This is a genomic window from Lentilitoribacter sp. JB5-8 (genome assembly GCF_055693385.1).
This window is the reverse complement of the sequence record NZ_CM146332.1, coordinates 3,438,593-3,461,274: the sequence shown is the minus strand read 5'-3', so window position 1 is coordinate 3,461,274 and position 22,682 is coordinate 3,438,593. Positions and strand designations below refer to the sequence as shown.

Annotated in this window: 25 protein-coding genes and 2 tRNA genes; 23 read left to right on the top strand and 4 right to left on the bottom strand. The window is 44.4% G+C overall.

Annotated elements, in window-relative coordinates:
• Positions 1-150: 150 nt before the first annotated feature.
• Positions 151-225: transfer RNA gene (locus ACZ1GZ_RS16820), tRNA-Thr, on the bottom strand.
• A 147-nt stretch (positions 226-372) separates the two neighbouring features.
• On the opposite strand from ACZ1GZ_RS16820, the gene ACZ1GZ_RS16815 reads away from it, so the two are divergent.
• The 13 genes from ACZ1GZ_RS16815 (at position 373) to ACZ1GZ_RS16755 (ending at position 8,792) form a co-directional block, all read left to right on the top strand.
• Complete coding sequence (locus tag ACZ1GZ_RS16815) at positions 373-573, top strand: hypothetical protein (RefSeq protein ID WP_472666020.1); 201 nt, start codon at positions 373-375, stop codon at positions 571-573.
• Positions 574-666: 93 nt separating this feature from the next.
• Complete coding sequence (murA, locus tag ACZ1GZ_RS16810; RefSeq protein ID WP_472666019.1) at positions 667-1,956, top strand: UDP-N-acetylglucosamine 1-carboxyvinyltransferase; 1,290 nt, start codon at positions 667-669, stop codon at positions 1,954-1,956.
• 15 nt (positions 1,957-1,971) lie between these two features.
• On the top strand, positions 1,972-2,409 hold the full coding sequence (locus ACZ1GZ_RS16805; RefSeq protein WP_472666018.1) for a DUF2948 family protein: 438 nt from the start codon (positions 1,972-1,974) through the stop codon (positions 2,407-2,409).
• Between the two features lie 64 nt (positions 2,410-2,473).
• Positions 2,474-3,772 carry a histidinol dehydrogenase gene (gene hisD / locus ACZ1GZ_RS16800; protein WP_472666017.1) on the top strand — a complete coding sequence of 433 codons (1,299 nt, stop codon included), beginning with the start codon at positions 2,474-2,476 and terminating at the stop codon, positions 3,770-3,772.
• Positions 3,759-4,253 (top strand): UPF0262 family protein, encoded by a 495-nt coding sequence (locus tag ACZ1GZ_RS16795; protein WP_472666016.1) that lies wholly within the window; start codon positions 3,759-3,761, stop codon positions 4,251-4,253. The genes hisD and ACZ1GZ_RS16795 overlap by 14 nt, the downstream gene beginning before the upstream one ends.
• Before the next feature lie 16 nt (positions 4,254-4,269).
• The gene (locus ACZ1GZ_RS16790; RefSeq protein WP_472666015.1) at positions 4,270-4,692 is read left to right on the top strand and encodes an arsenate-mycothiol transferase ArsC; all 423 of its coding nucleotides are present in this window, start codon (positions 4,270-4,272) and stop codon (positions 4,690-4,692) included.
• 152 nt (positions 4,693-4,844) lie between these two features.
• A complete protein-coding gene (gene infA / locus ACZ1GZ_RS16785; protein WP_472666014.1) occupies positions 4,845-5,063 on the top strand; it encodes a translation initiation factor IF-1 in 219 nt (72 codons plus the stop codon).
• A gap of 29 nt (positions 5,064-5,092) precedes the next feature.
• Entirely contained in the window at positions 5,093-5,722 is a 630-nt protein-coding gene (locus ACZ1GZ_RS16780; protein WP_472666013.1) for a Maf-like protein, read from the top strand.
• Positions 5,722-5,922, top strand: a complete 201-nt coding sequence (gene yacG / locus ACZ1GZ_RS16775) for a DNA gyrase inhibitor YacG (RefSeq protein ID WP_472666012.1) — start codon at positions 5,722-5,724, stop codon at positions 5,920-5,922. Before ACZ1GZ_RS16780 ends, yacG begins: the two co-directional genes overlap by 1 nt.
• A 161-nt stretch (positions 5,923-6,083) precedes the next feature.
• Positions 6,084-6,158 (top strand) — tRNA-Phe (locus tag ACZ1GZ_RS16770).
• A gap of 300 nt (positions 6,159-6,458) precedes the next feature.
• Positions 6,459-7,268 carry a phosphoribosyltransferase-like protein gene (locus ACZ1GZ_RS16765; RefSeq protein ID WP_472666011.1) on the top strand — a complete coding sequence of 270 codons (810 nt, stop codon included), beginning with the start codon at positions 6,459-6,461 and terminating at the stop codon, positions 7,266-7,268.
• Positions 7,235-7,588, top strand: coding sequence for a hypothetical protein (locus tag ACZ1GZ_RS16760; RefSeq protein ID WP_472666010.1), 354 nt, complete (start codon positions 7,235-7,237; stop codon positions 7,586-7,588). The genes ACZ1GZ_RS16765 and ACZ1GZ_RS16760 overlap by 34 nt, the downstream gene beginning before the upstream one ends.
• 184 nt (positions 7,589-7,772) lie before the next feature.
• Positions 7,773-8,792, top strand: coding sequence for a reverse transcriptase family protein (locus ACZ1GZ_RS16755; protein ID WP_472666009.1), 1,020 nt, complete (start codon positions 7,773-7,775; stop codon positions 8,790-8,792).
• Positions 8,793-9,124: 332 nt separating this feature from the next.
• Here ACZ1GZ_RS16755 and ACZ1GZ_RS16750 read toward each other — a convergent pair whose 3' ends face one another.
• Together ACZ1GZ_RS16750 and ACZ1GZ_RS16745 are read right to left on the bottom strand one after the other, a co-directional pair.
• The gene (locus tag ACZ1GZ_RS16750) at positions 9,125-10,249 is read right to left on the bottom strand and encodes a Gfo/Idh/MocA family protein (protein ID WP_472666008.1); all 1,125 of its coding nucleotides are present in this window, start codon (positions 10,247-10,249) and stop codon (positions 9,125-9,127) included.
• 15 nt (positions 10,250-10,264) lie between these two features.
• Positions 10,265-10,966 (bottom strand): GntR family transcriptional regulator, encoded by a 702-nt coding sequence (locus ACZ1GZ_RS16745; RefSeq protein WP_472668342.1) that lies wholly within the window; start codon positions 10,964-10,966, stop codon positions 10,265-10,267.
• A gap of 119 nt (positions 10,967-11,085) precedes the next feature.
• Here ACZ1GZ_RS16745 and ACZ1GZ_RS16740 point away from each other — a divergent pair, with 119 nt between their 5' ends.
• The 6 genes from ACZ1GZ_RS16740 to ACZ1GZ_RS16715 all read left to right on the top strand — a co-directional run bounded on the left by ACZ1GZ_RS16740 (position 11,086) and on the right by ACZ1GZ_RS16715 (position 17,086).
• Positions 11,086-12,246 carry an LLM class flavin-dependent oxidoreductase gene (locus tag ACZ1GZ_RS16740; RefSeq protein ID WP_472666007.1) on the top strand — a complete coding sequence of 387 codons (1,161 nt, stop codon included), beginning with the start codon at positions 11,086-11,088 and terminating at the stop codon, positions 12,244-12,246.
• On the top strand, positions 12,246-13,136 hold the full coding sequence (locus tag ACZ1GZ_RS16735) for an aldo/keto reductase (RefSeq protein WP_472666006.1): 891 nt from the start codon (positions 12,246-12,248) through the stop codon (positions 13,134-13,136). Before ACZ1GZ_RS16740 ends, ACZ1GZ_RS16735 begins: the two co-directional genes overlap by 1 nt.
• A 15-nt stretch (positions 13,137-13,151) precedes the next feature.
• Positions 13,152-13,751, top strand: a complete 600-nt coding sequence (locus ACZ1GZ_RS16730) for a flavin reductase family protein (protein ID WP_472666005.1) — start codon at positions 13,152-13,154, stop codon at positions 13,749-13,751.
• Positions 13,752-13,799: 48 nt separating this feature from the next.
• Positions 13,800-14,402, top strand: a complete 603-nt coding sequence (locus ACZ1GZ_RS16725) for a TRAP transporter small permease (protein WP_472666004.1) — start codon at positions 13,800-13,802, stop codon at positions 14,400-14,402.
• A 2-nt stretch (positions 14,403-14,404) separates the two neighbouring features.
• Positions 14,405-15,931, top strand: a complete 1,527-nt coding sequence (locus ACZ1GZ_RS16720) for a TRAP transporter large permease (RefSeq protein WP_472666003.1) — start codon at positions 14,405-14,407, stop codon at positions 15,929-15,931.
• A gap of 87 nt (positions 15,932-16,018) precedes the next feature.
• A complete protein-coding gene (locus ACZ1GZ_RS16715; RefSeq protein WP_472666002.1) occupies positions 16,019-17,086 on the top strand; it encodes a TRAP transporter substrate-binding protein in 1,068 nt (355 codons plus the stop codon).
• 125 nt (positions 17,087-17,211) lie between these two features.
• Here the strand turns inward: ACZ1GZ_RS16715 and ACZ1GZ_RS16710 are convergent, their stop codons facing one another.
• Positions 17,212-17,700, bottom strand: a complete 489-nt coding sequence (locus tag ACZ1GZ_RS16710; RefSeq protein ID WP_472666001.1) for a tetratricopeptide repeat protein — start codon at positions 17,698-17,700, stop codon at positions 17,212-17,214.
• Between the two features lie 21 nt (positions 17,701-17,721).
• Between ACZ1GZ_RS16710 and ACZ1GZ_RS16705 the strand changes: the two genes are divergently transcribed.
• From ACZ1GZ_RS16705 to ACZ1GZ_RS16690, 4 genes are all read left to right on the top strand, one after another.
• Entirely contained in the window at positions 17,722-19,002 is a 1,281-nt protein-coding gene (locus ACZ1GZ_RS16705; RefSeq protein ID WP_472666000.1) for a cytochrome-c peroxidase, read from the top strand.
• Between the two features lie 109 nt (positions 19,003-19,111).
• Complete coding sequence (locus ACZ1GZ_RS16700) at positions 19,112-19,711, top strand: ANTAR domain-containing response regulator (RefSeq protein WP_472665999.1); 600 nt, start codon at positions 19,112-19,114, stop codon at positions 19,709-19,711.
• On the top strand, positions 19,708-20,928 hold the full coding sequence (locus tag ACZ1GZ_RS16695; protein ID WP_472665998.1) for a CmpA/NrtA family ABC transporter substrate-binding protein: 1,221 nt from the start codon (positions 19,708-19,710) through the stop codon (positions 20,926-20,928). Before ACZ1GZ_RS16700 ends, ACZ1GZ_RS16695 begins: the two co-directional genes overlap by 4 nt.
• A 314-nt stretch (positions 20,929-21,242) precedes the next feature.
• Positions 21,243-22,634 carry a CmpA/NrtA family ABC transporter substrate-binding protein gene (locus ACZ1GZ_RS16690; protein ID WP_472665997.1) on the top strand — a complete coding sequence of 464 codons (1,392 nt, stop codon included), beginning with the start codon at positions 21,243-21,245 and terminating at the stop codon, positions 22,632-22,634.
• Positions 22,635-22,682: the final 48 nt, after the last annotated feature.

Genomic DNA, 22,682 nt, shown 5'->3' with positions numbered 1-22,682 from the left:
TAAAAATTAGGAGCTTATTTCAGCAAACTCTGACCAACAAACTCCACCAAAAGTGACGATTAACGACATAAAAATCATGCGTTGCATGATTCAGATTTTGTTGACCAACAAAGCGCAACAAGCTAAACTATTGATTTTATTTATGTTTTATGGTGCTGCCGAGGTGATTTGAACACCCGACCTCTCCCTTACCAAGGGAGTGCTCTACCCCTGAGCTACGGCAGCAGTTTCGAACGATTTGTTGATTTCATCTGTTCTGGTTGCCTATTGCCATAGGATTTGCTTCTGCGCAACCCACATCAGCTTGGCAAAAACATATTGTTGCCAAAATCTGGTCTTTTCCTAGCCATGAAAGTGGTTTAAATGGGTCCCATGAGCGACCAATCCAAACAACAAGAGCTGAAGAAAAAGCGCCTGGCTGAGCAATTGCGGCAGAATCTCAAACGCCGCAAGGGACAAAGCCGTGCAACGCGTAATGGAAAAGCAGATCAAACGAGCGGATTGCCCGCAGTTCACGAAGATGAAAGCCACAATAATTTAGATGTAAATTCTGGCGGTAACCAATCCGATTAACTTCATTTCAACACGCATGTTGAAGCACAGCGAAAGTTCAGATAAACCGTGCTGAAACAGTAATAAAGGATGGGGTGCGCCCCTTATTTGCCCATGGATCGTATTAAAATTGTCGGCGGAAATGAACTTAATGGGGTTATCCCGATTTCAGGCGCTAAAAATGCTGCACTCCCGCTTATGATCGCTTCGCTTTTAACAGATGATACGCTAACACTGGAAAACTTGCCGCGTTTGGCAGATGTTGAGCAATTGACCCGCATTTTGGGCAATCATGGTGTGGATGTTGCCGTAAGTGGTCGACGCGAGCGCCAAAGCGAAGGTTATGCACGCACTGTTAGTTTCACTGCCCGGCACATTGTAGATACCACAGCGCCTTATGAGCTTGTGTCGAAAATGCGTGCCAGCTTCTGGGTTATTGGACCATTGCTGGCACGAATGGGAACTGCAAAAGTATCGCTACCTGGCGGTTGCGCAATTGGTACACGTCCTGTTGATCTGTTTATCGATGGATTACGCGCACTTGGTGCGGAAATTGAAATTGATAATGGTTATGTGATTGCCAACGCCAAACAAGGTTTGGTTGGTAGCGAATTTGAATTTGCAAAAGTCTCTGTGGGTGCCACACATGTTATGATGATGGCTGCAACGCTTGCAAAGGGCACAACAACGATTTCAAATGCAGCGCGTGAACCAGAAGTTTCCGATCTTGCAAAATGTTTGAACGCAATGGGCGCTAAAATCTCAGGTGCAGGCACATCGACAATCACTATTGAAGGCGTCACATCGCTTTCTGGTGCACGTCACCGCGTGTTGCCTGACCGTATTGAAACCGGCACTTATGCCATGGCTGTTGCGATGACAGGTGGCGATGTGGTGCTCGAAGATACAAGCTCAGATTTGCTTAATTCAGCGCTTGATTCACTGCGTGCGACTGGCACTGAAGTCTTAACGGTTGAAAATGGTATCCGCGTTCGCCGCAATGGTGGGGCCATTCAACCTGTTGATGTCACAACAGATCCGTTTCCGGGTTTCCCAACAGATTTGCAAGCGCAATTTATGGGGCTTATGACGCGCGCCAATGGTGTTTCAAAGATCACTGAAACGATTTTTGAAAACCGCTTCATGCATGTGCAGGAATTAGCACGTTTAGGTGCGGATATTTCTCTTGATGGCCAAACAGCGACAATTACCGGTGTTGAAAAACTAACGGGTGCACCTGTGATGGCAACTGACTTACGCGCGTCATCTGCACTGGTTATTGCTGGACTTGTCGCCGATGGTGTGACGGAAGTAAACCGCGTTTATCACCTTGATCGCGGATTTGAACAATTGGAAGAAAAACTCAATCGATGCGGCGCAAATGTGCAGCGCGTGAGCGACTAGGATTTATATTCGGCCATGACAGAGCTTAAACTTATTGCATTGGATGATGAAGACCTAACGGTGATCTCCGCAACAATGCAGGATGCTATTTTTAAAGTTGAAGGTCTGGAATTTGATCACAAAAACAGCCAGTTTTTATTGGCTGCCAATAGGTTCGTTTGGGAAGGCAAGGGCGATGATCGCTCGCATACCAATGAGCGCAGACGTGTGAATGTTGCCTTTAAACGCGTGCGAAATGTCAAAACACGCGGCATCAATTTGAAAGACAATGCGATTGTGATGTCATTGCTAGCGATACAGTTTCGCAAAAATGGTGAAGGCCCTGAGGGTGAAATTGAGTTGGTATTGGCAGCTGATGCAGGCATTTTGCTTGACGTTGAGTGTATTGAGGTGCAATTGACCGATACTGGTGCTGCGTGGGAAGCCAAATCCAAGCCGCACCATAGTGTTTAAAATTTTATCACCAGATCATACTTTCAAGCCGACACTTTAAAGCCCGAACTCCGGAGAGACCAAATTGGTACTTAAGTTATCAGCCCAACAACCAGACTTTGAAAATGACTTTGCTGCGTTTTTGACAACAAAACGTGAAGTATCGCCAGATGTCATTTCAGATGTGAATGCGATCATTGAAAAGGTGCAAGCCGAGGGTGATGAGGCGCTTCATGAGCTGACACTAAAGTTTGATGGGAATGATACGAAAGCTAAAGGGTTATCGGTTAGCGCTGATGAGATTGACGAAGCTTTTGAGGCTACCCCGCAAGATGTGCGTGATGCGCTTCAATTTGCCCATGATCGGATTGCAAGCCACCATGCACGACAAATGCCAGGGGATGATTTTTATACAGACCCGCTGGGTGTTGAATTAGGTTCGCGCTGGACAGCAATTGATGCTGTTGGTCTTTATGTGCCAGGTGGTACGGCAAGTTATCCCAGCTCCGTGTTGATGAACGCGGTGCCGGCAAAAGTTGCAGGTGTTGAGCGTGTTGTGATGGTGGCCCCTTCTCAAAAAGGTGTGCTTAATCCGGCCGTTCTTGCTGCAGCAAAGATTGCAGGTGTGGATGAGATTTACCGCATTGGCGGCGCGCAAGCCGTTGCTGCATTGGCCTATGGTACTGAAAGCATTGCACCTGTTGCAAAGATTGTTGGCCCAGGAAATGCTTGGGTTGCGGCTGCAAAACGTCAGGTATTTGGTACTGTCGGCATTGATATGATCGCTGGCCCATCTGAGGTTCTGATCATTGCTGATAAGAACAATAATCCTGATTGGATTGCAGCTGATTTGCTTGCGCAAGCCGAGCACGACGTTGGCGCGCAGGCGATCTTGATTACAGATAGTTCCGATCTTGCAGAACAAGTTGAACTTGCTGTTGCATCGCAGATTAAAGCACTACCTCGTGGTGAAATTGCACTGCAGTCTTGGAATGATTTTGGCGCGATTATCATGGTCAGCGGTATTATGGATGCGTTTCCATTAGCAAACCGAATAGCTGCGGAACACTTAGAGTTGGCGCTTGATAATGCTGATGATTACATCAAGCATGTGCGCAATGCAGGTGCGATCTTTGTCGGGCATTATACGCCCGAAGCTATTGGTGATTATGTCGCCGGATCAAACCACGTTTTACCAACTGCGCGATCAGCTCGTTTTTCATCGGGCTTATCTGTATATGACTATATAAAACGAACTTCTGTGCTAAAATTAGGCGCAGATCAACTCGCAGCATTGGGGCCTGCTGCAATGACACTTGCGGATACGGAAGGATTGGGTGCGCATGCGCGTTCAATATCTATCCGGATGAATGCAAGAGGATAGGTATATGGGCGAGAAAAGTAACCATAGACTAAGTGATGTTGCTCTTGATGAATCCATCGGGCGCGCAACACCTGATATTGAGCACGAACGTGCCATTGCGATATTTGATCTGATTGAGGAAAATAGCTTCGAGCTCGTTGGACTTGATCAGGGGCCTTATAAGTTGAAGCTTTCGGTGGTCGAGACACGGTTAGCGTTTGATATTTCAAATGATGATGGCGAGCATTTAATAACCCATATCTTATCGCTGACCCCATTCCGCCAAATTGTCAAAGACTATTTCATGATTTGTGAGAGCTATTATGAGGCGATTAAATCAGCCACGCCAAATCGTATTGAAGCAGTTGATATGGGGCGTCGCGGTATTCACAATGAAGGCGCGCAAATTCTGACCGATCGTTTGGATGGAAAGATTAATATCGATGTCGATACATCGCGCCGCTTGTTCACGCTCATTTGCGTTTTGCATTGGCAAGGTTAGTGGGCGAATCGAATATATGAAGAAACCATCCTCTATTTTGTTTATCTGCGGCATGAATGCGATCCGTTCGCCTATGGCGGAAGCGATTGCCAAATCCATTTTGAAAAAAGATGTATTTGTTCAGAGCGCAGGTTTGCAAGAAGGGGAACACGATCATTTTGTTGATGCGGTCTTAGCAGAGATCAATCTTGATCTGCGCCATCATCAGCCGCGCATTTATAATGAAATGGCAGATGGCTTTTTCGATGTGTTGGTTGCATTGACCCCTGAGGCACATAAACGCGCATTAGATATTACCAAAACATCTGCCGTTGATGTGATTTATTGGCCGACAGAAGACCCAACCTTGGTGAAAGGCACACGTGATCAGATGCTCGGTGCATATCGCAACGTGCGAGAATCACTGACAAAACGCATTCGCGAAGCGTTTTTACCGTAAAAAATGCAAGTTATTTAAGGGTATGTAAAATTGATTGATCAAATCAGTTCACAAATCCCTATCAATTGTGTAGTTTCCGCAGCAATTCAGAAAATCGATGACGAGATGCTGCATAACAAGCATCAAATCTTACAAAGGAAGATCAAAATATAATGGCAAAAGAAGAAGTTCTTGAGTTCCCGGGCGTTGTGACTGAGCTCCTCCCAAATGCAACATTTCGTGTAAAGCTTGAAAATGAACACGAGATTATTGCGCATACTGCTGGCCGCATGCGTAAAAACCGTATTCGTGTTTTAGCTGGTGATAAAGTTCTTGTTGAAATGACACCTTATGACCTGACTAAAGGTCGTATCACATATCGCTATAAGTAATTCGCTCGATATAAAAAGGCGGCAGTTTCATGGATGACGATGTAAAGCTTATATTGGCCTCAGGATCGCCAAGACGTGTTGAGCTGCTTGAGCAAATCGGCGTTAAGCCTGATCGTCTTATGCCGATGGATTTGGACGAAAGTCCCGGAAAATCTGAGCATCCAAAGTCTCTTGCGCGCCGTTTAGCTGGCGATAAGGCGAAAGCTGCTCGCAAAGCCATTAAAAATGATCCTCAATGGGGCAATTCATTTATTCTCGCTGCCGATACTGTTGTCTCGGTTGGGCGGCGTATTTTGCCCAAAGCTGAGATGATTGAAGAAGCAAATAACGCGCTACATTTATTATCTGGCCGAAATCACCGTGTGTATTCTGGTGTGTGCATTATTACGCCCGATGGTTCCGTGCGGCAAAAAGTGGTTGAAACACGGCTACGATTTAAACGCATTCCAAAAGCTGAGATCGAGCATTATCTTGATAGTGGGGAATGGCGTGGTAAAGCGGGCGCATATGCCATCCAAGGTATTGCAGGCAGCTTTGTCGTCAAACTTGTTGGTTCTTATTCCAATGTTGTGGGCTTGCCGCTGTATGAAACCTCAAATCTATTGATCGGCGAGGGTTATAATATTAGCCGAAACTGGAAAGGGCGCACTGCGATCTAATGACTGCTGATAATGTTTCCCCGATGCGTAAAACAGTGCCGTGTCCTGAATGCGGGCAACCATCTGATCGCCATTGTCATCCATTTTGTTCAGAACGCTGCAAAAACATGGATTTAGGCCGTTGGCTCAATGGTTCATATGCAATTCCAGTTTCTGAAATTGAAGAAAATCTTGATCAGGATGACGATGATCGAGGGTAAAAAGCTGACTTGCAATATCATCTTGTTTACCAGATGAAAAAAGATTGCGAATTCATGCAAATCTCCACTAGACTTAGATGAACAACGTGGTATAACGCGCTCGCTTCTGACGATAAACCTCAATGTCAGAACTTAAAATTTGGCAACAGTTCCAATTGATTGCCCGGGTAGCTCAGGGGTAGAGCAGCGGATTGAAAATCCGCGTGTCGGTGGTTCAAATCCGCCCCCGGGCACCATTTTTAAATAAACCAAAGACCTTAGATCTAAATAGTTAAGTATGCTGTGCATGTGGGATACTCCCGCTTGAAACTATGCTCCTATCTATCACTATATCGACATTGGATTTATTACTTCAGATATCCAATTTGGTTGATGTATCAGCATTTAAAGGCGTTAAGAAGTGCATGTTAAGATTGGACTATTCCAGATTGCTATTGACTTAACTGTAATAACGTTTGTTTTAATGTTTTTTAACATCGGTATATGTCAGATGTTGAAGTGATAGGATTGGTGGATTTGAATTGGAAAATGGTTAGATGGATGCATCAGAGCTTGATCAAGTTAGTATGTTGGTTAATGATAAAGGTTGGTCTGCTTTTGATGGAATGTTTGGAGGTCGAAAAGATACCGTCGAACAAGTTCTCACAAATTTTTTGACCCCAATGAAGGGCTCTGATCGGAAGCTGGCGCTAAAGTTGCTCTCGGACTACATGATTTTGAAGGACTATACCCGTCCATCATCCGAGCTGCTCGAACAAGTATGCAACGCCGTTGCAGCAGAAAAGATTCGATTTTGTCCTGTTAAGGTTCCGGGTGCGGTACGTGTTAAAAGTGGTGATGCCTTAGTTTACGACATGGATGCAAATCAAGGAATGATTGAAGGTAAACAACTTATCTTTACAGACAATCCCACTAAAGAGGAGTTTTGGCGTAATAACGATGCCAAAGTGTTTGTGGATGATTTTGTTGGAACCGGTGATCAGTTTATTGATATGCTGGATTGGTTAGCTAAAGAGAATATTGATCCAAAAATTGACATATTAGCAACATTAGTCATCCAAGAGGAAGGCAAGGAAAAAATTGAAAAGGCTGGTATTACTGTAATCTCATTGCATGTGCGACCCAAGGCCTTGGAGAAAATAGCCTTAGCAGGCAAATACAAGGATGTTGAGAATGCCTATATAAATATAGAAAAGGAGACGGGATGTAGTGCATTCGAGAGCATGGGTTATAAGAATAGTCAAGCTACTGTAACTATGAAAAAAACACCAGATAATACACTTCCAATTTTTTGGTGTGAAGGAGAGAATAAATGGCCCGCACCATTTCCCCGCAAAGCGACGTAAGACGAGTTCGTTTTCTTGTCCTTCGGTCCTTATTTTATGGTCAGCAATTACCGTCAGAACTTATTTATGGCCGATTGTCACCTCGCGTTTCTTCGGAAATAAACGCTTTATTGGAGCTACGTTTAGCTCGCAAAACTAGAGAAACACTCGAATTAACACAATCCGGTCGCGATTACATATATAGGTTGTGCGGAAATAAGAAGCCTCCAATGATAGATATTGACACCAAAGCGATTTTGCCAAAAAATGAAATTAAGGAGTTTATAGTTGGGAGTTCTCTTGCTGCGGAAATTTTTCGTGATGTTAGAAATGGCAAGTGATTAATCATCACCTGCTGGGAACGCGAGTCGCGTTCCTTGATCGGACCTAGAACGAGCCTTCGGTCTACCATCGCCTCGCGGAGCTGCGACGACGGCAGACCGATGCGTCCTTTCGTCCTTGTTCAATAGCCTTTTAGGAGGCTATTGATAGAGATGTTTGGTAACAAAAAGAGAACTCCTTACTATGAACTTCCCAAAAATTAAAGTCTCTCCTGATGTTTCGGAAGCTGAAGCAGAAGCCGTAATTGAGTATATTTCGAGTTTCCCAGAAGGTGGTGCACCTCCTATAGTTTCTCTAGAACACCTATCCCTGATGATGCGCATGCACGATAAAAATGTGTTTGGAATGACTAATTCCCCAAAATCTTATTACAGAACTTTTCAGCTGCGGAAATCAAATGGCGGGACTAGACAAATCGACGCCCCTCTTCCAACGTTATTGCTTGTACAGCGATGGATATTAGAGAATATCCTCGAAAAAAAAGCATGTCATCCCGCAGCCAAAGCTTATATGAAAAAGCAATCTATTAAAACTAATGCGAGACTGCACCGAAAACAGCCAAAAGTTTTAAAGACTGATGTCGAGAATTTTTTTGGTTCAATTGATGAATATCAAGTAACCAAGATTTTCATGGGTTTTGGATATCGAAAGACTGTTGCCATTGGTTTGGCCAAGCTGTGTTGCTTAAATGGCGTGCTACCGCAAGGTGCCGCGACTAGCGGGTATTTGAGCAACTTATATCTATATGATTTTGATATTGAAATGCTGGAGTTTTGCCGAAAACTAAACCTTAGATACTCACGTTATGCCGATGACGTTACGGTTTCAGGGAGTGAATTAGATTTTGCTGTTGTCATAGAAAAAATTGCCAAGCTACTGAAATCAAAATCACTCCGAATCAACAAGAAAAAAACGAAAATTCTGAAAAATAATAATAAGCAAAAAGTTACGGGGGTGATAGTTAATGAGCGGTTGTCCTTGGAGTCTAACTTCTTAAGATCAATTCGCCAGGAGCACTACTTCATTAACAAATATGGGATATATGGGCATGCCAGACATATTAAGTCAAAATCCCCAAGCGGGACATTAGAGCAGTTGATAGGTAAAGTTTCCTATGCGCTATTTATACGTTCAGATGATAAAGCATTGAAGCAGATGAAAAAGAATTTGTTGCAAGTAAGAAGAGAAACATTCAATCATTGATAAACCATCTTCAATAAAGAAGTTTAAAAACTTGGGGCATGAGGTGAACAGGTTGTTTCTTGTGATTATGATATTTTGCGGGTAAATACATAATTCGTTGTATAAGTGTGACATATACTTGAGACACAAACCAAACAGCACTCTAAATTAATGTTTAAGCCAGTAGTTTACCAAAGTGGTGTCCAGTCCACCCCTGGGCACCATTTCTTAAATTTTCTAAACTTATACACTCTAGTTCGATTGATGGCGACTTCTTCGTTGCGCACAAAAAAACGCGCCTCGTAAGAAACGCGCTTTCATTATCCTGATATGTAATTAAGTGGTCAGCAGCCCTAAGCTGCGTTGAGTTCACTTAAAAATGATTTCCATTCAACGCTTTGGCCAGATGCGATGCTCGATTGTGCCGCCATGCCAATTGCCACAGCTTTCCAACCGTCTTCAAGTGTCACGTCCGCAGTATCGCGCTCACCGCGCACAAGCTCTAAAAAGCCTTCATGTTGGTAGAATGTTGAACCATTGTGATCGCCCGCATCCAGCAATGTTGGATCAACAGGGATGAGCAATGTTTCTGGTCCTTTCGGATCGCGCTTGGATACAACGACTTCAGGCACTGGCGGCGTACCTAAATGTTCAGGCCAAAAACGTGATGGGCCAGGCACATGTGCTTCAATTTTACCTTCCGGACCAATAACGCTGATTTCTTCTTGGAAACGAGAGCCTTCGGCAAACATGCATAATTCGAGCATGGCTCTTATGCCGTTTTCAAACTCTACGATGACAAAGCCATTGTCTAAAATGTCAGGTTTACCGTTTGAATAGTTTTCATTAAGATGATTAACGTCTTGTCCGGCGCTTGCCATAATGCGTGTGGGCTCAGACTGAGTGATGAGGCGCATAAGATCAAAGAAGTGGCAACATTTTTCGACAAATGTACCGCCTGATGTTGCGTTAAAGCGGTTCCAGTCATTCACTTTGGCGAGGAACGGGAAACGGTGCTCTTTGATGCTGAGCATTTTAACATCACCAACGGCGCTTTTTAGCTTGTCAAACATTGCCGCAATTGGCGGCATATAGCGATATTCCATCGCCACCCAAACAGGAGCCGGATAGTTTTTTTGAAACTCCAGGACACGATCAAATGCGGTGGGGTCTGTAAAGAGTGGCTTTTCAACCAATAACGGCAGTGGGCGTGTTTTTGCGATCAGCTCTAGCTGCTCCAAGTGAACATGATTTGGGCTGACAATAACAATGCAGTCCAAATCATCGATTGAAAGCAAATCTTCAAGACTGCTGCACAGGCGCGCGTCTGGTGCTAAATGAGATACAATCTTGGCCATTTCCTCATTTGGCTCAAAGATACCTGCCACCTGCGTGTCTTTTAACAGCGCAATATTTTTGATGTGTTCTTGGCCCATCATGCCACCGCCAACTACGCCGTACTTTACTATCTTGGTCATTCTTCTTGTTTTTTCCTATTTTAAACGTGTGACATAAACCGCCTGGTCCGTATCAAACCAGGTTTTGGAAAACTCGACCGGTTCTGGGTCATTTGCCCAGCTAAGCCGCTCGATATATCCGGTGGTGTCGCCAACTTGTTTGGTAAACATGGATGGGGTCCAGTCAGGTGCGTGGCCCACCCCAACGCGATCTTCTGCTCGATTGATCCAAAACCCCAATTGTTTTTTGTAAAAATCATACAGAGAATCAGACAATTTGCTTTTGGGGACTTTGCCTGCGCCCCCATCGAGCCATATCTCTTCAATTGCGATGATGGTCTTATCCAAATAGCGCAATCGTCTTATTCGTGTGCCGTGATCTGCCGTGCCAAATTCTGGCAAATCTTCCGGCTTCTTTAATGCATCGACTGAGAGTACATCCGCTTTCGGCAGGCCGCCACCTTCAGGCAGCTCAAGCCGAAACATGGAGTATATAGAATTGATCTCACCGCTGTTGCGAATGTAATTACCGGAGCCCTGAACGCGTTCCAAAAGGCCTTTTTCGACTAAAATTGCCAGTGCTTTGCGCAATGTGCGGACCGTTGTGTTGAGAGATTGCGCCATCTCGCGTTCCGGCGGCAGGCGCTCTCCATCAAGCAATCGTCCGGCGCTAATATCACGGATAAGCAGCTCGCTAATCTGGACATACATGGGAAGTTTATTTGGACTGGAATTCAAATTTATCACAAAAATCTCCCCCTAATTAGATTGCGCTAAAAAAAATTGATACACTATTGATACTAGCTAGACAAGGTGATAACCTCAGCCCAAGTAAATATTTTTTTGGGGAGTTGGCGATGTCAGTCGTACCTATTTCATCGCAAGATTTAAAACAAGCAGAAGTCTCTTGGTTTTCAGCTCTATGTTCAGATGATTATCAGTTTCTAGGTGTGCCAGATGGTAGTCTGCGTTCAAGCTGGGCGCATTGCAGTGACATTGTTAAAACAGCTGAAAAACAAGGCTTTCGCAACATTTTATGTCCATCATCTTATCAAGTTGGACAGGACACATTGTCGTTTGTTGCGGGTTGTGCGCCAATTACCGAAAAGATCAATCTTCTTGCTGCTGTGCGCTGTGGTGAAATGCAGCCGATTATGTTGGCGCGTACAATCGCAACGCTTGACCATATGCTTGAAGGTCGTTTGACAATTAATATCATTTCTTCCGATTTCCCGGGTCAAAAAGAAGATAGCAATTACCGTTATCAGCGTTCGCGCGAGGTTGTTGAGATCTTAAAGCAAGCTTGGACGCAAGACGAAATTACCTACAAGGGCGAAGTTTATGACTTCTCTAAAGGGCTAACGACTGATCCTGTTAAGCCTTATCAGCAAAATGGCGGTCCGCTTTTATATTTTGGTGGTTATTCACCTGCAGCGCTCGATTTATGCGGTGAGCATTGTGATGTTTATCTCATGTGGCCTGAAAAGCAGGAAGAACTTGCCGGACGGATGAAGGCGGTTAACGCGGTTGCAGAGAAATATAACCGCACATTGGACTATGGTTTGCGCGTTCACATGATTGTTCGTGAAACTGAGCAAGAAGCCAATGAATATGCTGAATATATTACATCAAAACTTGATGATGAATATGGCCGTATGATTCGTGAGCGTGCACTCGATGCCACATCTCTAGGTGTGTCGCATCAGGCTAAAAATCGCGACATCGCAGATGAATATGGCTTTATCGAAGACAATTTGTGGACCGGTGTTGGTCGTGCGCGTTCTGGCTGTGGTGCAGCGCTGGTGGGTTCTGCCGATCAGGTTCTATCGAAAATCGAAGAATACAAAAAAATGGGCATGCGTGCGTTTATCTTCTCAGGTTACCCGCATATTGATGAAGCTGAATATTTTGGCAAACTTGTTATGCCGCATCTCGATACTTGCTCGTTGCCACATGCTTATAATCGTGTGCCTTCAAGTCCACCTGAAACACCCCTTGCTGCTGGAGTTCGTCGTTAATGGAACGTGTTAGTCTTTCAAGCTCACTCGAAATGAGCCGAATTGTTTATGGTATGTGGCGTATTGCTGATGATGCTGATACGTCCGTTGCGCATGTTGACGCGAAAATTAATGCCTGCCTTGATCAAGGGATCACTACATTTGATCAGGCTGATATATATGGTGGTTATGTTGCGGAAGCAGTGTTGGGTGAGGCGCTAAAAGCTAATCCATCGCTCCGCGCCAAGATGGAAATTGTCACCAAGTGCGATATTGTTGCACCTATGGGCAAATATTCAGACAAGCCTGTAAAATACTACGACACTTCTGCTGCGCATATTAACAGCTCAGTGGATGCGTCATTGTCCTATATGGCGATTGATCACATCGATCTCTTGCTTATTCACCGACCTGACCCATTTATGGATCACCATGAAACGGGGGCAGCGCTTGATGCGCTTGTTTCATCTGGCAAGGTTGGAAATATTGGTGTTTCAAACTTCAAGCCTTACGACTGGGAATTGCTACAATCGGCGATGAGCAACAAGCTTGTGACCAATCAGATTGAATTTTCTGTGTCAGCGCATGAAGCTTTGACCAATGGTGATATTGCGTTCCATCAAAAAAATGGGGAGCACTTAATGGCGTGGTCACCGCTTGGTGGTGGTGCGCTCATGACTGCGGATACTGAGTTGACGCAAGCACTAGATAAAATTGCCGCGGAAACTGGAACAGATCGTTCTGCTGTAGCCGTTGCATGGATCTTGGCGCATCCGTCAAAAATTCTGCCGGTTATGGGAACAAATAACCTTTCAAGAATCGCTAATCTCTCAGATGCGATGAAGGTGAACATGGACCGTATAACTTGGTATCAAATTTATACGCTAGCTTTGGGTCGCGAAGTGGCTTAGTTGAAAGGGCATATAATGCTTGTGCAAAAAATCGAAACTCAAGGTGCTAAAAACATGCATGACCAATCGCATGATATTGATCCATCAATATTGAATAATGTGCATGTTTTGCAAACTGAAAATGTAAAACCGAGTGCAGAAACTGAACGCGCTTTTCGCGACGCTTTGGGATGTTTTGGCACTGGTGTGACCTTGATTACGGCAAAGACAGATCAGGGGCCAATAGGCATGACTGTTAACTCGTTTGCCTCTGTTTCTTTGGATCCAGCACTGGTGCTTTGGTCAATTGCAAAAAAATCCGGACGCTATGAAGCTTTTCGTCATGCGTCGGACTATGCGATCCATATTTTGGCTAAAAATCAACTTGACCTTGCTATGGCATTTGCCAAGAATGGGAATAGTTTTAACGAGCAGGAATGGGATATGAGTTCCGGTAAAGTCCCACTTGCAAAAAGAGCACTTGCAAGATTTGAGTGCGAAAGTGAAGCTGTTCACGATGGGGGTGATCATTCAATTTTGATTGGTCGTGTGAAACGTTTCTCACAAAGGGCTGGCCAGCCGCTTATTTTTAACGCCGGAAAGTTTGGAACTTTTTCAGATGATGAGATGAAGTAAACTCGTCTGACATCGTTCTGAATTTCAAAATAAACTGGGGAGGATATTTTGAATACAATTTCAACGTTACTAGCGATTATTGGCGGGTTCAATAATCGACTTTTAAGCTTCGGTCGAAGCCTTGCCTGCGTGGCAATGGTTTTGATGGTCTTTTGTATCCTTCTTCAAATTTTTTATCGATATGCGCTCAACAATGCGCTGCCATGGCCTGAGGAAGCTGCGCGTGCATTGATGATTTGGATGATGGCTTTTGTAGCGCCGTCTGCTTATCGATATGCCGGTTTCGTTGCCATCGAAATGGTGCCAGACATGATGCCCAAAAAGGTGCGTGCTTTGCTGATGTTCACCATTTTGCTTCTTGCCACGCTGGTTATTGTTGTGATGCTATCCCATGCTTGGGCGCATTTTTCTGCGCCGCTGCTATTTGATTCATCTGGTTTAAACCGTCTGTTGCAAGACAGTGGTATTAATCAGCTTTTAGGTACCAGTTTAGAATTCAAAACGGCATATATCTATTTAGCGATGTCTGTATTGCTGGTCATTATGCTCATTGTTTCAGCTGAGCTTATTCTTCGTCAGATTGCACAATTTATATGGTCGGAAGAGGAGTTTCCATCTCTGGAAACACCTGCAGTTATGGTGGGAGATTAATCATGTTAGCACTCTTTCTACCTTTATTCTTAATCTTCTTAATGTTCGGCGTGCCAGTATTTTTTGCCATGTTGGCGGCACCAGGTATCCTGCTTTATCTTAATGGCCAAGAGAAAGACGTTGCGTTGATGTACCGCAATATCTTCAACGGCATTGATAACGGCGTTTTGCTTGCTATCCCGTTCTTTATGCTCGCGGGTGAATTGATGAACCGCGGTGGTATCACCGAACGTTTGGTGAGTTTTTGTCAGGCAATTATCGGTTCTGTTCGTGGTGGCTTGGCGCAAGTGAACATCTTATCATCAATGCTCTTTGCCGGCATGTCCGGTTCTGCTGTAGCCGATACATCTGCATTGGGTTCAATGTTGATCCCAGCGATGGAAAAAGAGGGTTACACACGTAAGTTCTCAGCTGCGATCACGGCAGCATCATCGGTGATTGGACCGATTATTCCGCCATCAGGCATTATGATCATTTATGCTTATGTGATGGAAGTTTCGGTTGCCGCGCTTTTTGCTGGCGGCATTATTCCGGGCATTTTGGTTGGCCTAGGCTTGATGATTGTTACGCGCCTAATGGCCAACAAATATGAATATCCACCAGCAAAACGTGTTGTATTGAATAATGTGACGATATCGCCAGGTGAGAACTTGGCTGCGCGCATTATCCTTAGAATAATGCTCGCTGCTGTGCTTTATCCGCTCGTCACAAGTCTTGGTGGATTTGCTGAGGAAATGACTGGCGGTCAAAGAGCGCTTGCATTTGCAATTGCGCTGGTCATTGGCGAAGTGATTGTTCAAATCCAGCGCCGTTTAATGTCTGAGAATTTCAGAATTGTTTCAAAACGTGCAGTGCTGCCGCTTCTAACTCCAGTCATTATTCTGGGCGGTATTTTGGGCGGTGTTGCAACACCAACAGAAGCATCGGCTCTTGCGGTTGCTTATGCAGCCTTCTTGGGTCTGATCGTGTTGCGCACACTTAAACTCAACGAAGTGCCCGGCGTTCTCATTCGCTCAGCGACGACATCAGGCGTTGTCTTGTTGCTGGTTGGTGCAGCGATGGCGTTTAAAACGGTTGTGAGCTTGTCGCATGCTGCTGAAGATTTGGCAGTGTTCATTGTGTCGATCACAAGTGACCCGCTGTTCTTATTATTGCTGATCAACATCTTGTTGTTCATTGTTGGCATGTTCTTAGACGCGGGACCTGCGATTATCATTTTGGGTCCGATCTTAGCGCCAATCTTCATCAATATGGGTATTCACCCAGTGCATTTTGCAATGATCATGTCGGTCAACTTAACAGTTGGTTTGGCAACGCCGCCGATGGGGCTTGTGTTATTTGTAGCATCATCGGTATCTGGGGTGAAAGTAGAAGCAATTTCACGTGCTATTTTGCCATTCTTGGCAGTTGAAGTGTTCGTGATCTTCTTGATTACATATTTCCCGATCATCTCTTTGGGTATTCCAAAATGGTTGGGATTTGTAAAAGATGCAGACTTAATGGGGCCGCTTTTAGGAGCAATCTTTTAAGTTTCTTAAAATCTATATCCCTGTCACAATGGGGCTATAAATATTGAATAATACTGAGTCATGGTGGCTCACAAACGGAGGAAAAATATGAACAAACTCATCAATACATTAGGCGCAGCTGCGCTTGGTCTTGGTCTTTTGACGAGTAGTGCAGTTACAGCATTTGCTGCTGATTTCACTATCCGTGCAACTGCCAACTCAAATGAGAATGACGAGGATTATGATGGTCTAGTTGTTTTCAAAAACTATGTTGAAGCTGCTTCAAACGGTAAAGTTGCTGTTGAGCTATTCATCGGTACTCAGCTTTGCTCAAAAGGTGCTGAATGTCTTCAAGGTGTAGCAGATGGCACAATCGATGTTTACATCTCAACATCTGGCGGTGCTGCGGGTGCATTCCCATATGTGCAGGTGCTTGATCTACCATACCTGATGTCAAGTGACCGTGTTGCTGAAGCTGTTTTGCAAGGCGATTTCACACGTAAAGTTCGTGACATGGCATTGGCAGATTCAGGCAATAAAATTCGCTTGATGACTGTTGGTAACACAGGCGGCTGGCGTAACTTTGCGAACACAAAACGTCGTGTTCAAAACCCATCTGATATGGAAGGTCTAAAGATCCGTACAGTTGTTGCTGATCTGCCACAAGAGTTGGTTAAAGCACTGGGTGCAGCTCCAACACCGATCCCGTGGCCTGAGCTATTTACATCATTCCAAACTGGTGTTGTTGAAGGTTCTAAAAACGGTATCACTGACATCATGGGCATGAAATTCCCAGATGCTGGTCTTCAGTATGTAACACTTGATGGCCATGCTTACATGGGTGCTCTATGGTGGATGGGTAATGACAAATTCATGTCAATGCCAGAAGATCTTCGTCAAGTTGTTGTTGATGGTTTCTCAGCGCTTCAACAAGCAACATTTGCTTCTCCAAAGCGTAAATCTATTGCAGCATACGAAGCATTTGTAGCAGGCGGTGGTGATCTTTATGTGCCAACACCAGCTGAAAAAGCAGCCTTTAAAGAAGCAGCTTCACCAGTTTATGACTGGTTCAAAACAAACATCAAAGGTGGTGAAGAAGTGTTCACTGCTCTAACTGATGCTGTTGCAGAAGCTGAAGCTGATATTAAAGCAGCAAACATGAAAGATCTAAACTAGAGCTTATTTAGTTAGACAGAAGCCTCGCGATTTTCGCGGGGCTTTTTTTAAAATTTTTGAATAGAATTCCGTTCGGTTATGCCGAGATGTAAAATGGACTCAACGCGCCAAAATGTTATGATCTTTTATCGAAACGGATATAACCAACTTTTGTAATCATCGATTAGAATATGCGCTTTATCAATTTGTTCTTTGGTCATTTTCTTTACAACCTCTTCCTGCGAAATCGCAGCGTCGGGATCGCCGCCGATTGCCGAGAGAACATACCATGTGTAAGCGCGCACGAGATCGGGTGCGGGCATGCCGCGACCAACTTCGTAATACCAGCCAATACCGCTTTGCGCACCGGGATGACCTTTAAGCGAAGATCGCAGATACCATTCAAACGCACGTTCATCATCGCGTTCAACCCCGAGACCAAGCGCGTACATAACACCAATCAATTCTTCCGCATCGGCATTTCCAGAACGCGCCAATGGCAAAAATTCTTGCATGGCAGCTTCAAAATCATTGGCCTCCATAAAATCGCGACCTTCTTCAAGTCCAGCAAGGGCTGGTTGGGCGCTGAACAGAGTGGACGCAAGTATAAAACTGGCAATTTTACGATTAAACAATTTGCACTCCTGTCAATTTTAATGGCGAGCTTTTCACTTCCCACTCATGCGGAAAATTCAGCTCAACTTAGCTCCCAAGATTTCATAAAATTTGATCGTCAGCAAGCTGCGATTGGTCAACTTTTGTTTTATGATCGGATATTATCGGGGAATAAGAATATTGCCTGTTCGACATGCCATCATCCTGATTTTGGAACAGGTGACGGACTTGCGTTAGGCGTGGGTGAGGGTGGCATTGGACTGGGGCCAAAACGGATTACGGGTGAGGGCGATAATCGCATCAAAAAACGTATTCCAAGGAATGCGCCGGCGCTTTGGAATTTGGGTGCAAAGTCACTTCATACTATGTTTCATGATGGTCGATTGAGTATCAGCGATCGCTATGAAAATGAATTTGATAGCCCTGCGGAAGAGTGGTTGCCCACTGGATTTAATTCACTGTTAGCTGCGCAAGCGGTATTTCCGTTGGTTGCGCAATTTGAAATGGCTGGCAATCCAAAAGAAAATGAAATTGCCGGTGCCGTGCATGATAGGATTGATGCTGCTTGGCCGATCTTAGCAAAGCGGGTTCGGGTGATCCCACAATATGGGGATGCTTTCGTAGAAGCCTTTGACGATATTGAAAGTTCCGAAGATGTGACAATTGTACATATCGCTAATGCGCTGGCGGCGTTTATGGGACTTGAATGGCAAAGTTTTGATAGTCCTTATGATGCTTATTTAAATGGCGATAGAGCAGCGCTTACTGAAGAACAATCAAAAGGGATGGATTTGTTTTTTGGTAAAGCCAATTGCGCATCCTGCCATTCAGGTCCATTGCTGAGCGATCAAAAATTCCATGCACTTCAGTTGCCAGCTTTTGGACCAGGGCGAACGAGACGGTTTGATCCGATACCGCGTGATGTCGGCCGTATGGGGAAATCTGATCTACTTGAGGACGCTTACCGTTTTAGAACGCCAATGTTGCGCAATGTCGAACTAACGGCACCTTACGGGCACAACGGGGCATATCCAACTTTGGAAGGTATTATCAGAGCACATGTTGAAGCAAGGCCTAGCTGGAGCCGCGATCTTGTTAATTTACCAGATGCCCCGTGGATTGCAGCTGTGGATTTTGCTATTCAAGAAGACAGTCGCGAGATGGCTCGTCAGGCAAGTGTACGTGATATAAAACCGATCGCACTTTCTGCCAATGAGATTGATAATCTTGTGGCTTTTATGAAAGCGCTGACGGGAAAAACAGTTGATGATTTGCCATTTGGAATCCCCAATTCAGTTCCAAGCGGGTTGCCATTAGACTGATATGGCATTGGTCAGTGCAAGTCAGTGATGGCTGTTGTGGTTTACCATTTTCGTTTAAAAGTTTTATTGTGCGTTGCAATATAAATTAAAATCAGACATGATAAGTGACATGTCTTCGCGTATGCCTTCTGTTGTCATTGTTGATGAAAACGCCGCCCGTGCTTCGATTATTGAAGCAGGATTAATCTCTGCTGGGCATGAAAATGTTACAATCATCAACGATATGGCAGGAATTGTGGCTAAGATTGCGCAGATCGCGCCTGATGTTGTTGTGATCGATCTACAAAACCCAAACCGTGATATGTTGGAAGATGCGTTGCAGCTCTCTCGGGCTGTGAAACGTCCGGTCGCTATGTTTGTCGATAAATCCGACAATGAGATGATGCAATCTGCTATTGATGCTGGGGTATCGGCTTATGTGATTGATGGTCTAAGGCAAGATCGCGTTAAAGCCATTTTAGATATGGCTGTTAGCCGTTTCAATGCATTCTCAAAACTCGAACGAGAATTGGAAGAAGCAAAAACAGCATTGGAAAACCGCAATGTAATTGATCAGGCGAAACGGTTGATTATGAGCTCGCGCGCGGTGAGTGAAGACGAAGCTTATAAATTGCTGCGCAAAACAGCAATGAACCAAAACCGGAAGATCGTTGAGGTGGCTGAAAGCCTTGTTCTGTCGGCAAACTTACTTGACGGGGGACAATCATGATCGAAATTAACTCTGGCTTTTTGCCACTGACAGATGCAGCCATACTCATTATTGCAAAAGAGATGGGGTTTGCCGAGGAGCAAGGTATTGCTCTTAATTTGTTGCGCGAAACATCATGGGCTAATATTCGCGATCGATTGGCTGTTGGTCAGTTTGAAGTGGCTCATTGTTTAGCACCAATGCCAATTGCTTCCAATCTTGGATTAACACCATTTGCTACACCGCTTATTGCACCCATGGCTCTTGGCATGGGTGGTAATGCAGTGACCGTTAGTCATTATATTTATAAGCAAATGTCCGAGCTTGGTTATGGCGGAGAGCTTGATGCATCAATTGCTGGTAAATATTTTCAAGCCGTCGTTTCCAAATGGCAACAAAGTGGTGAGCGAAAACTCAATTTAGGTGTCGTTCACCCGTTTTCCGCTCATAATTTTGAGCTACGTTACTGGCTGTCATCCATGGGCATATCGCCCGATCGTGATGTGCAAATAAAAATTGTGCCGCCGCTGCTTATGGCCGATGCATTAAATGCTGGCCAGATTGATGGGTTTTGCGTTGGTGAACCTTGGAACAGCCTTGCTGTTTCAAAAAGTCTAGGCAAAGTCATTACGACCAAGACTGCAATTTGGGCATCGAGCCCAGAAAAGGTTTTGGCCGTGCAATCTGATTGGGCGGATAAGAATCAAGATGCGTTGCAAGCGTTACTAGTTGCATTGGTAAAGGCTGCAAAATGGTGTTCTGCCAAGCAGAATTTTGAAAAATTGGCAAATACCCTGTCTGCAGAACTATATTTAAATATGCCAGCGGAATTAATCTTGGGTGCTCTAAATGGATCTTTGTCGTCATCTGTTTCAATAGATGCCGATCATAATTTACCCTTTTTGGAGTTCTACAATAATGCTGCAACCTTTCCCTGGCAAAGTCATGCTTTGTGGCTTTATAGCCAAATGGTGCGTTGGGGACACCTTGAGCATTCTGCTGAAAATGCAGAGATCGCTCGTTCAAGTTTCCGACCCGATATCTATCGCGCTGCGCTGCAATCAACTGATGCTGTCATACCTTCTGGAAATTCCAAGGTTGAAGGAGCGTTAAAAACCAGAACAGCTGTTGGCGCTGCTTCAAATACGCTCTATTTGGGCCCTGACGGCTTCTTCGATGACAATATATTCGATCCGGATCAAATTGACCGCTACATTCTTGGGCAATCAAAATTGTAGAATTTTATTGCGTTGCACAAAAAATGTTCATTTCTGCTGCTTTTTCGATCATTCATTAGAGTTGACCATATGGTAAAAATAAATATTTTTGTTTAAGTGTCTGAAATTTAACAATAAAAAAATTAATTTTCAAACTGGCACACTTCCTGCATATATCTAAACAGCTTCCCAAGGCTAATAATCGGATCCAATGACGGGTCCAAAATAATAGGCAATGCCGCCAAAACTTCGTATCTGCATCCTCCTCCCAGCAGAACGTCGTTTTGGCGGCTTTTTATTTGTGGGTCATGTAAACCCATTTTGAAGGAGAGAAAATGTTTGACGTGATTAGAAAGAACGCATTGGCGCTTGGTGTGACAACCACACTTGCAATCAGTGCCTTCTCAACAGCACATGCTGAAATGCTTGATGTTGAAAAAGATGAGCTTAAATTCGGCTTTATTAAGCTTACAGATATGGCGCCACTCGCTGTTGCCTATGAAAAAGGCTATTTCGAAGATGAAGGGCTTTTTGTTACTTTGGAGCCACAAGCGAACTGGAAAGTTTTGCTTGACCGTGTGATTACAGGTGAGCTTGATGGCGCGCACATGTTGGCTGGTCAGCCTTTGGCAACGACAATTGGCTTTGGTACGAAAGCACATATCGTAACACCTTTCTCAATGGACTTGAATGGTAACGGCATCACAGTTTCAAACGAAATTTGGGAAATGATGAAACCTCACATTCCAATGGATGGGGAAGGTAAGCCAATTCACCCAATTAAAGCTGATGCGCTTAAGCCTGTTGTTGATCAGTTTATTTCAGAAGGTAAGCCGTTTAACATGGGTATGGTGTTTCCGGTATCAACACACAATTATGAGCTAAGATATTGGTTGGCTTCTGGCGGTATTCACCCAGGTTATTATTCGCCAACTGACGTATCGGGTCAAATCCAAGGGGAAGCACTTCTATCAGTAACACCTCCACCGCAAATGCCTGCAACACTCGAAGCTGGAACAATATATGGTTATTGCGTGGGTGAGCCTTGGAACCAGGCTGCTGTGTTTAAAGGTATCGGTGTTCCGGTCATCACTGACTATGAAATTTGGAAAAACAACCCTGAGAAAGTCTTCGGTCTAACCAAAGAATTCACAGAACAAAATCCAAACACAACACTTGCTCTAACGAAAGCGCTAATTCGTGCTGCTAAATGGCTTGATGAAGATAACAACGCAAACCGTATGGAAGCTGTAGAAATTCTTGCACGTTCTGAATATGTGGGTGCGGATGCTGAAGTGATTGCGAACTCAATGACTGGTACTTTTGAATACGAAAAAGGCGACAAGCGTGATGTGCCTGACTTTAACGTGTTCTACCGTTATTATGCGACATACCCATTCTACTCAGATGCTGTTTGGTATCTAACTCAAATGCGTCGTTGGGGTCAGATTGCAGATCATAAAGATGATGCATGGTATGATGAAGTTGCAAAATCAGTTTACTTGCCAGACATCTATATGTCAGCGGCTGAGATGCTTATCGAAGAAGGTTACGTTGAAAAAGCTGACTTCCCATTCGGTACAGATGGTTACAAAGCACCAACACCAGCTGAAGACATCATTGATGGTATCGCATTCGATGCAAAAGCACCTAACGCTTACATCGACAGCCTAACGATCGGTTTGAAAACAAACCAAATGATCGAAGGCAGCGACGTTAAAGGCTAACACTCAACAAAATAGTGGGTTGGCCGAGTAACGGCCAACCCAATTCTC

Coding starts and splice junctions, on each gene's coding strand:
- ACZ1GZ_RS16815 (WP_472666020.1), top strand. CDS start 373: ATGAGCGACCAATCCAAACAACAAGAGCTGAAGAAAAAGCGCCTGGCT.
- murA (WP_472666019.1), top strand. CDS start 667: ATGGATCGTATTAAAATTGTCGGCGGAAATGAACTTAATGGGGTTATC.
- ACZ1GZ_RS16805 (WP_472666018.1), top strand. CDS start 1,972: ATGACAGAGCTTAAACTTATTGCATTGGATGATGAAGACCTAACGGTG.
- ACZ1GZ_RS16795 (WP_472666016.1), top strand. CDS start 3,759: ATGCAAGAGGATAGGTATATGGGCGAGAAAAGTAACCATAGACTAAGT.
- ACZ1GZ_RS16790 (WP_472666015.1), top strand. CDS start 4,270: ATGAAGAAACCATCCTCTATTTTGTTTATCTGCGGCATGAATGCGATC.
- infA (WP_472666014.1), top strand. CDS start 4,845: ATGGCAAAAGAAGAAGTTCTTGAGTTCCCGGGCGTTGTGACTGAGCTC.
- ACZ1GZ_RS16780 (WP_472666013.1), top strand. CDS start 5,093: ATGGATGACGATGTAAAGCTTATATTGGCCTCAGGATCGCCAAGACGT.
- yacG (WP_472666012.1), top strand. CDS start 5,722: ATGACTGCTGATAATGTTTCCCCGATGCGTAAAACAGTGCCGTGTCCT.
- ACZ1GZ_RS16765 (WP_472666011.1), top strand. CDS start 6,459: ATGGATGCATCAGAGCTTGATCAAGTTAGTATGTTGGTTAATGATAAA.
- ACZ1GZ_RS16760 (WP_472666010.1), top strand. CDS start 7,235: ATGGCCCGCACCATTTCCCCGCAAAGCGACGTAAGACGAGTTCGTTTT.
- ACZ1GZ_RS16755 (WP_472666009.1), top strand. CDS start 7,773: ATGAACTTCCCAAAAATTAAAGTCTCTCCTGATGTTTCGGAAGCTGAA.
- ACZ1GZ_RS16750 (WP_472666008.1), bottom strand. CDS start 10,249: ATGACCAAGATAGTAAAGTACGGCGTAGTTGGCGGTGGCATGATGGGC.
- ACZ1GZ_RS16740 (WP_472666007.1), top strand. CDS start 11,086: ATGTCAGTCGTACCTATTTCATCGCAAGATTTAAAACAAGCAGAAGTC.
- ACZ1GZ_RS16735 (WP_472666006.1), top strand. CDS start 12,246: ATGGAACGTGTTAGTCTTTCAAGCTCACTCGAAATGAGCCGAATTGTT.
- ACZ1GZ_RS16730 (WP_472666005.1), top strand. CDS start 13,152: ATGCTTGTGCAAAAAATCGAAACTCAAGGTGCTAAAAACATGCATGAC.
- ACZ1GZ_RS16720 (WP_472666003.1), top strand. CDS start 14,405: ATGTTAGCACTCTTTCTACCTTTATTCTTAATCTTCTTAATGTTCGGC.
- ACZ1GZ_RS16715 (WP_472666002.1), top strand. CDS start 16,019: ATGAACAAACTCATCAATACATTAGGCGCAGCTGCGCTTGGTCTTGGT.
- ACZ1GZ_RS16705 (WP_472666000.1), top strand. CDS start 17,722: ATGGCGAGCTTTTCACTTCCCACTCATGCGGAAAATTCAGCTCAACTT.
- ACZ1GZ_RS16700 (WP_472665999.1), top strand. CDS start 19,112: ATGTCTTCGCGTATGCCTTCTGTTGTCATTGTTGATGAAAACGCCGCC.
- ACZ1GZ_RS16695 (WP_472665998.1), top strand. CDS start 19,708: ATGATCGAAATTAACTCTGGCTTTTTGCCACTGACAGATGCAGCCATA.
- ACZ1GZ_RS16690 (WP_472665997.1), top strand. CDS start 21,243: ATGTTTGACGTGATTAGAAAGAACGCATTGGCGCTTGGTGTGACAACC.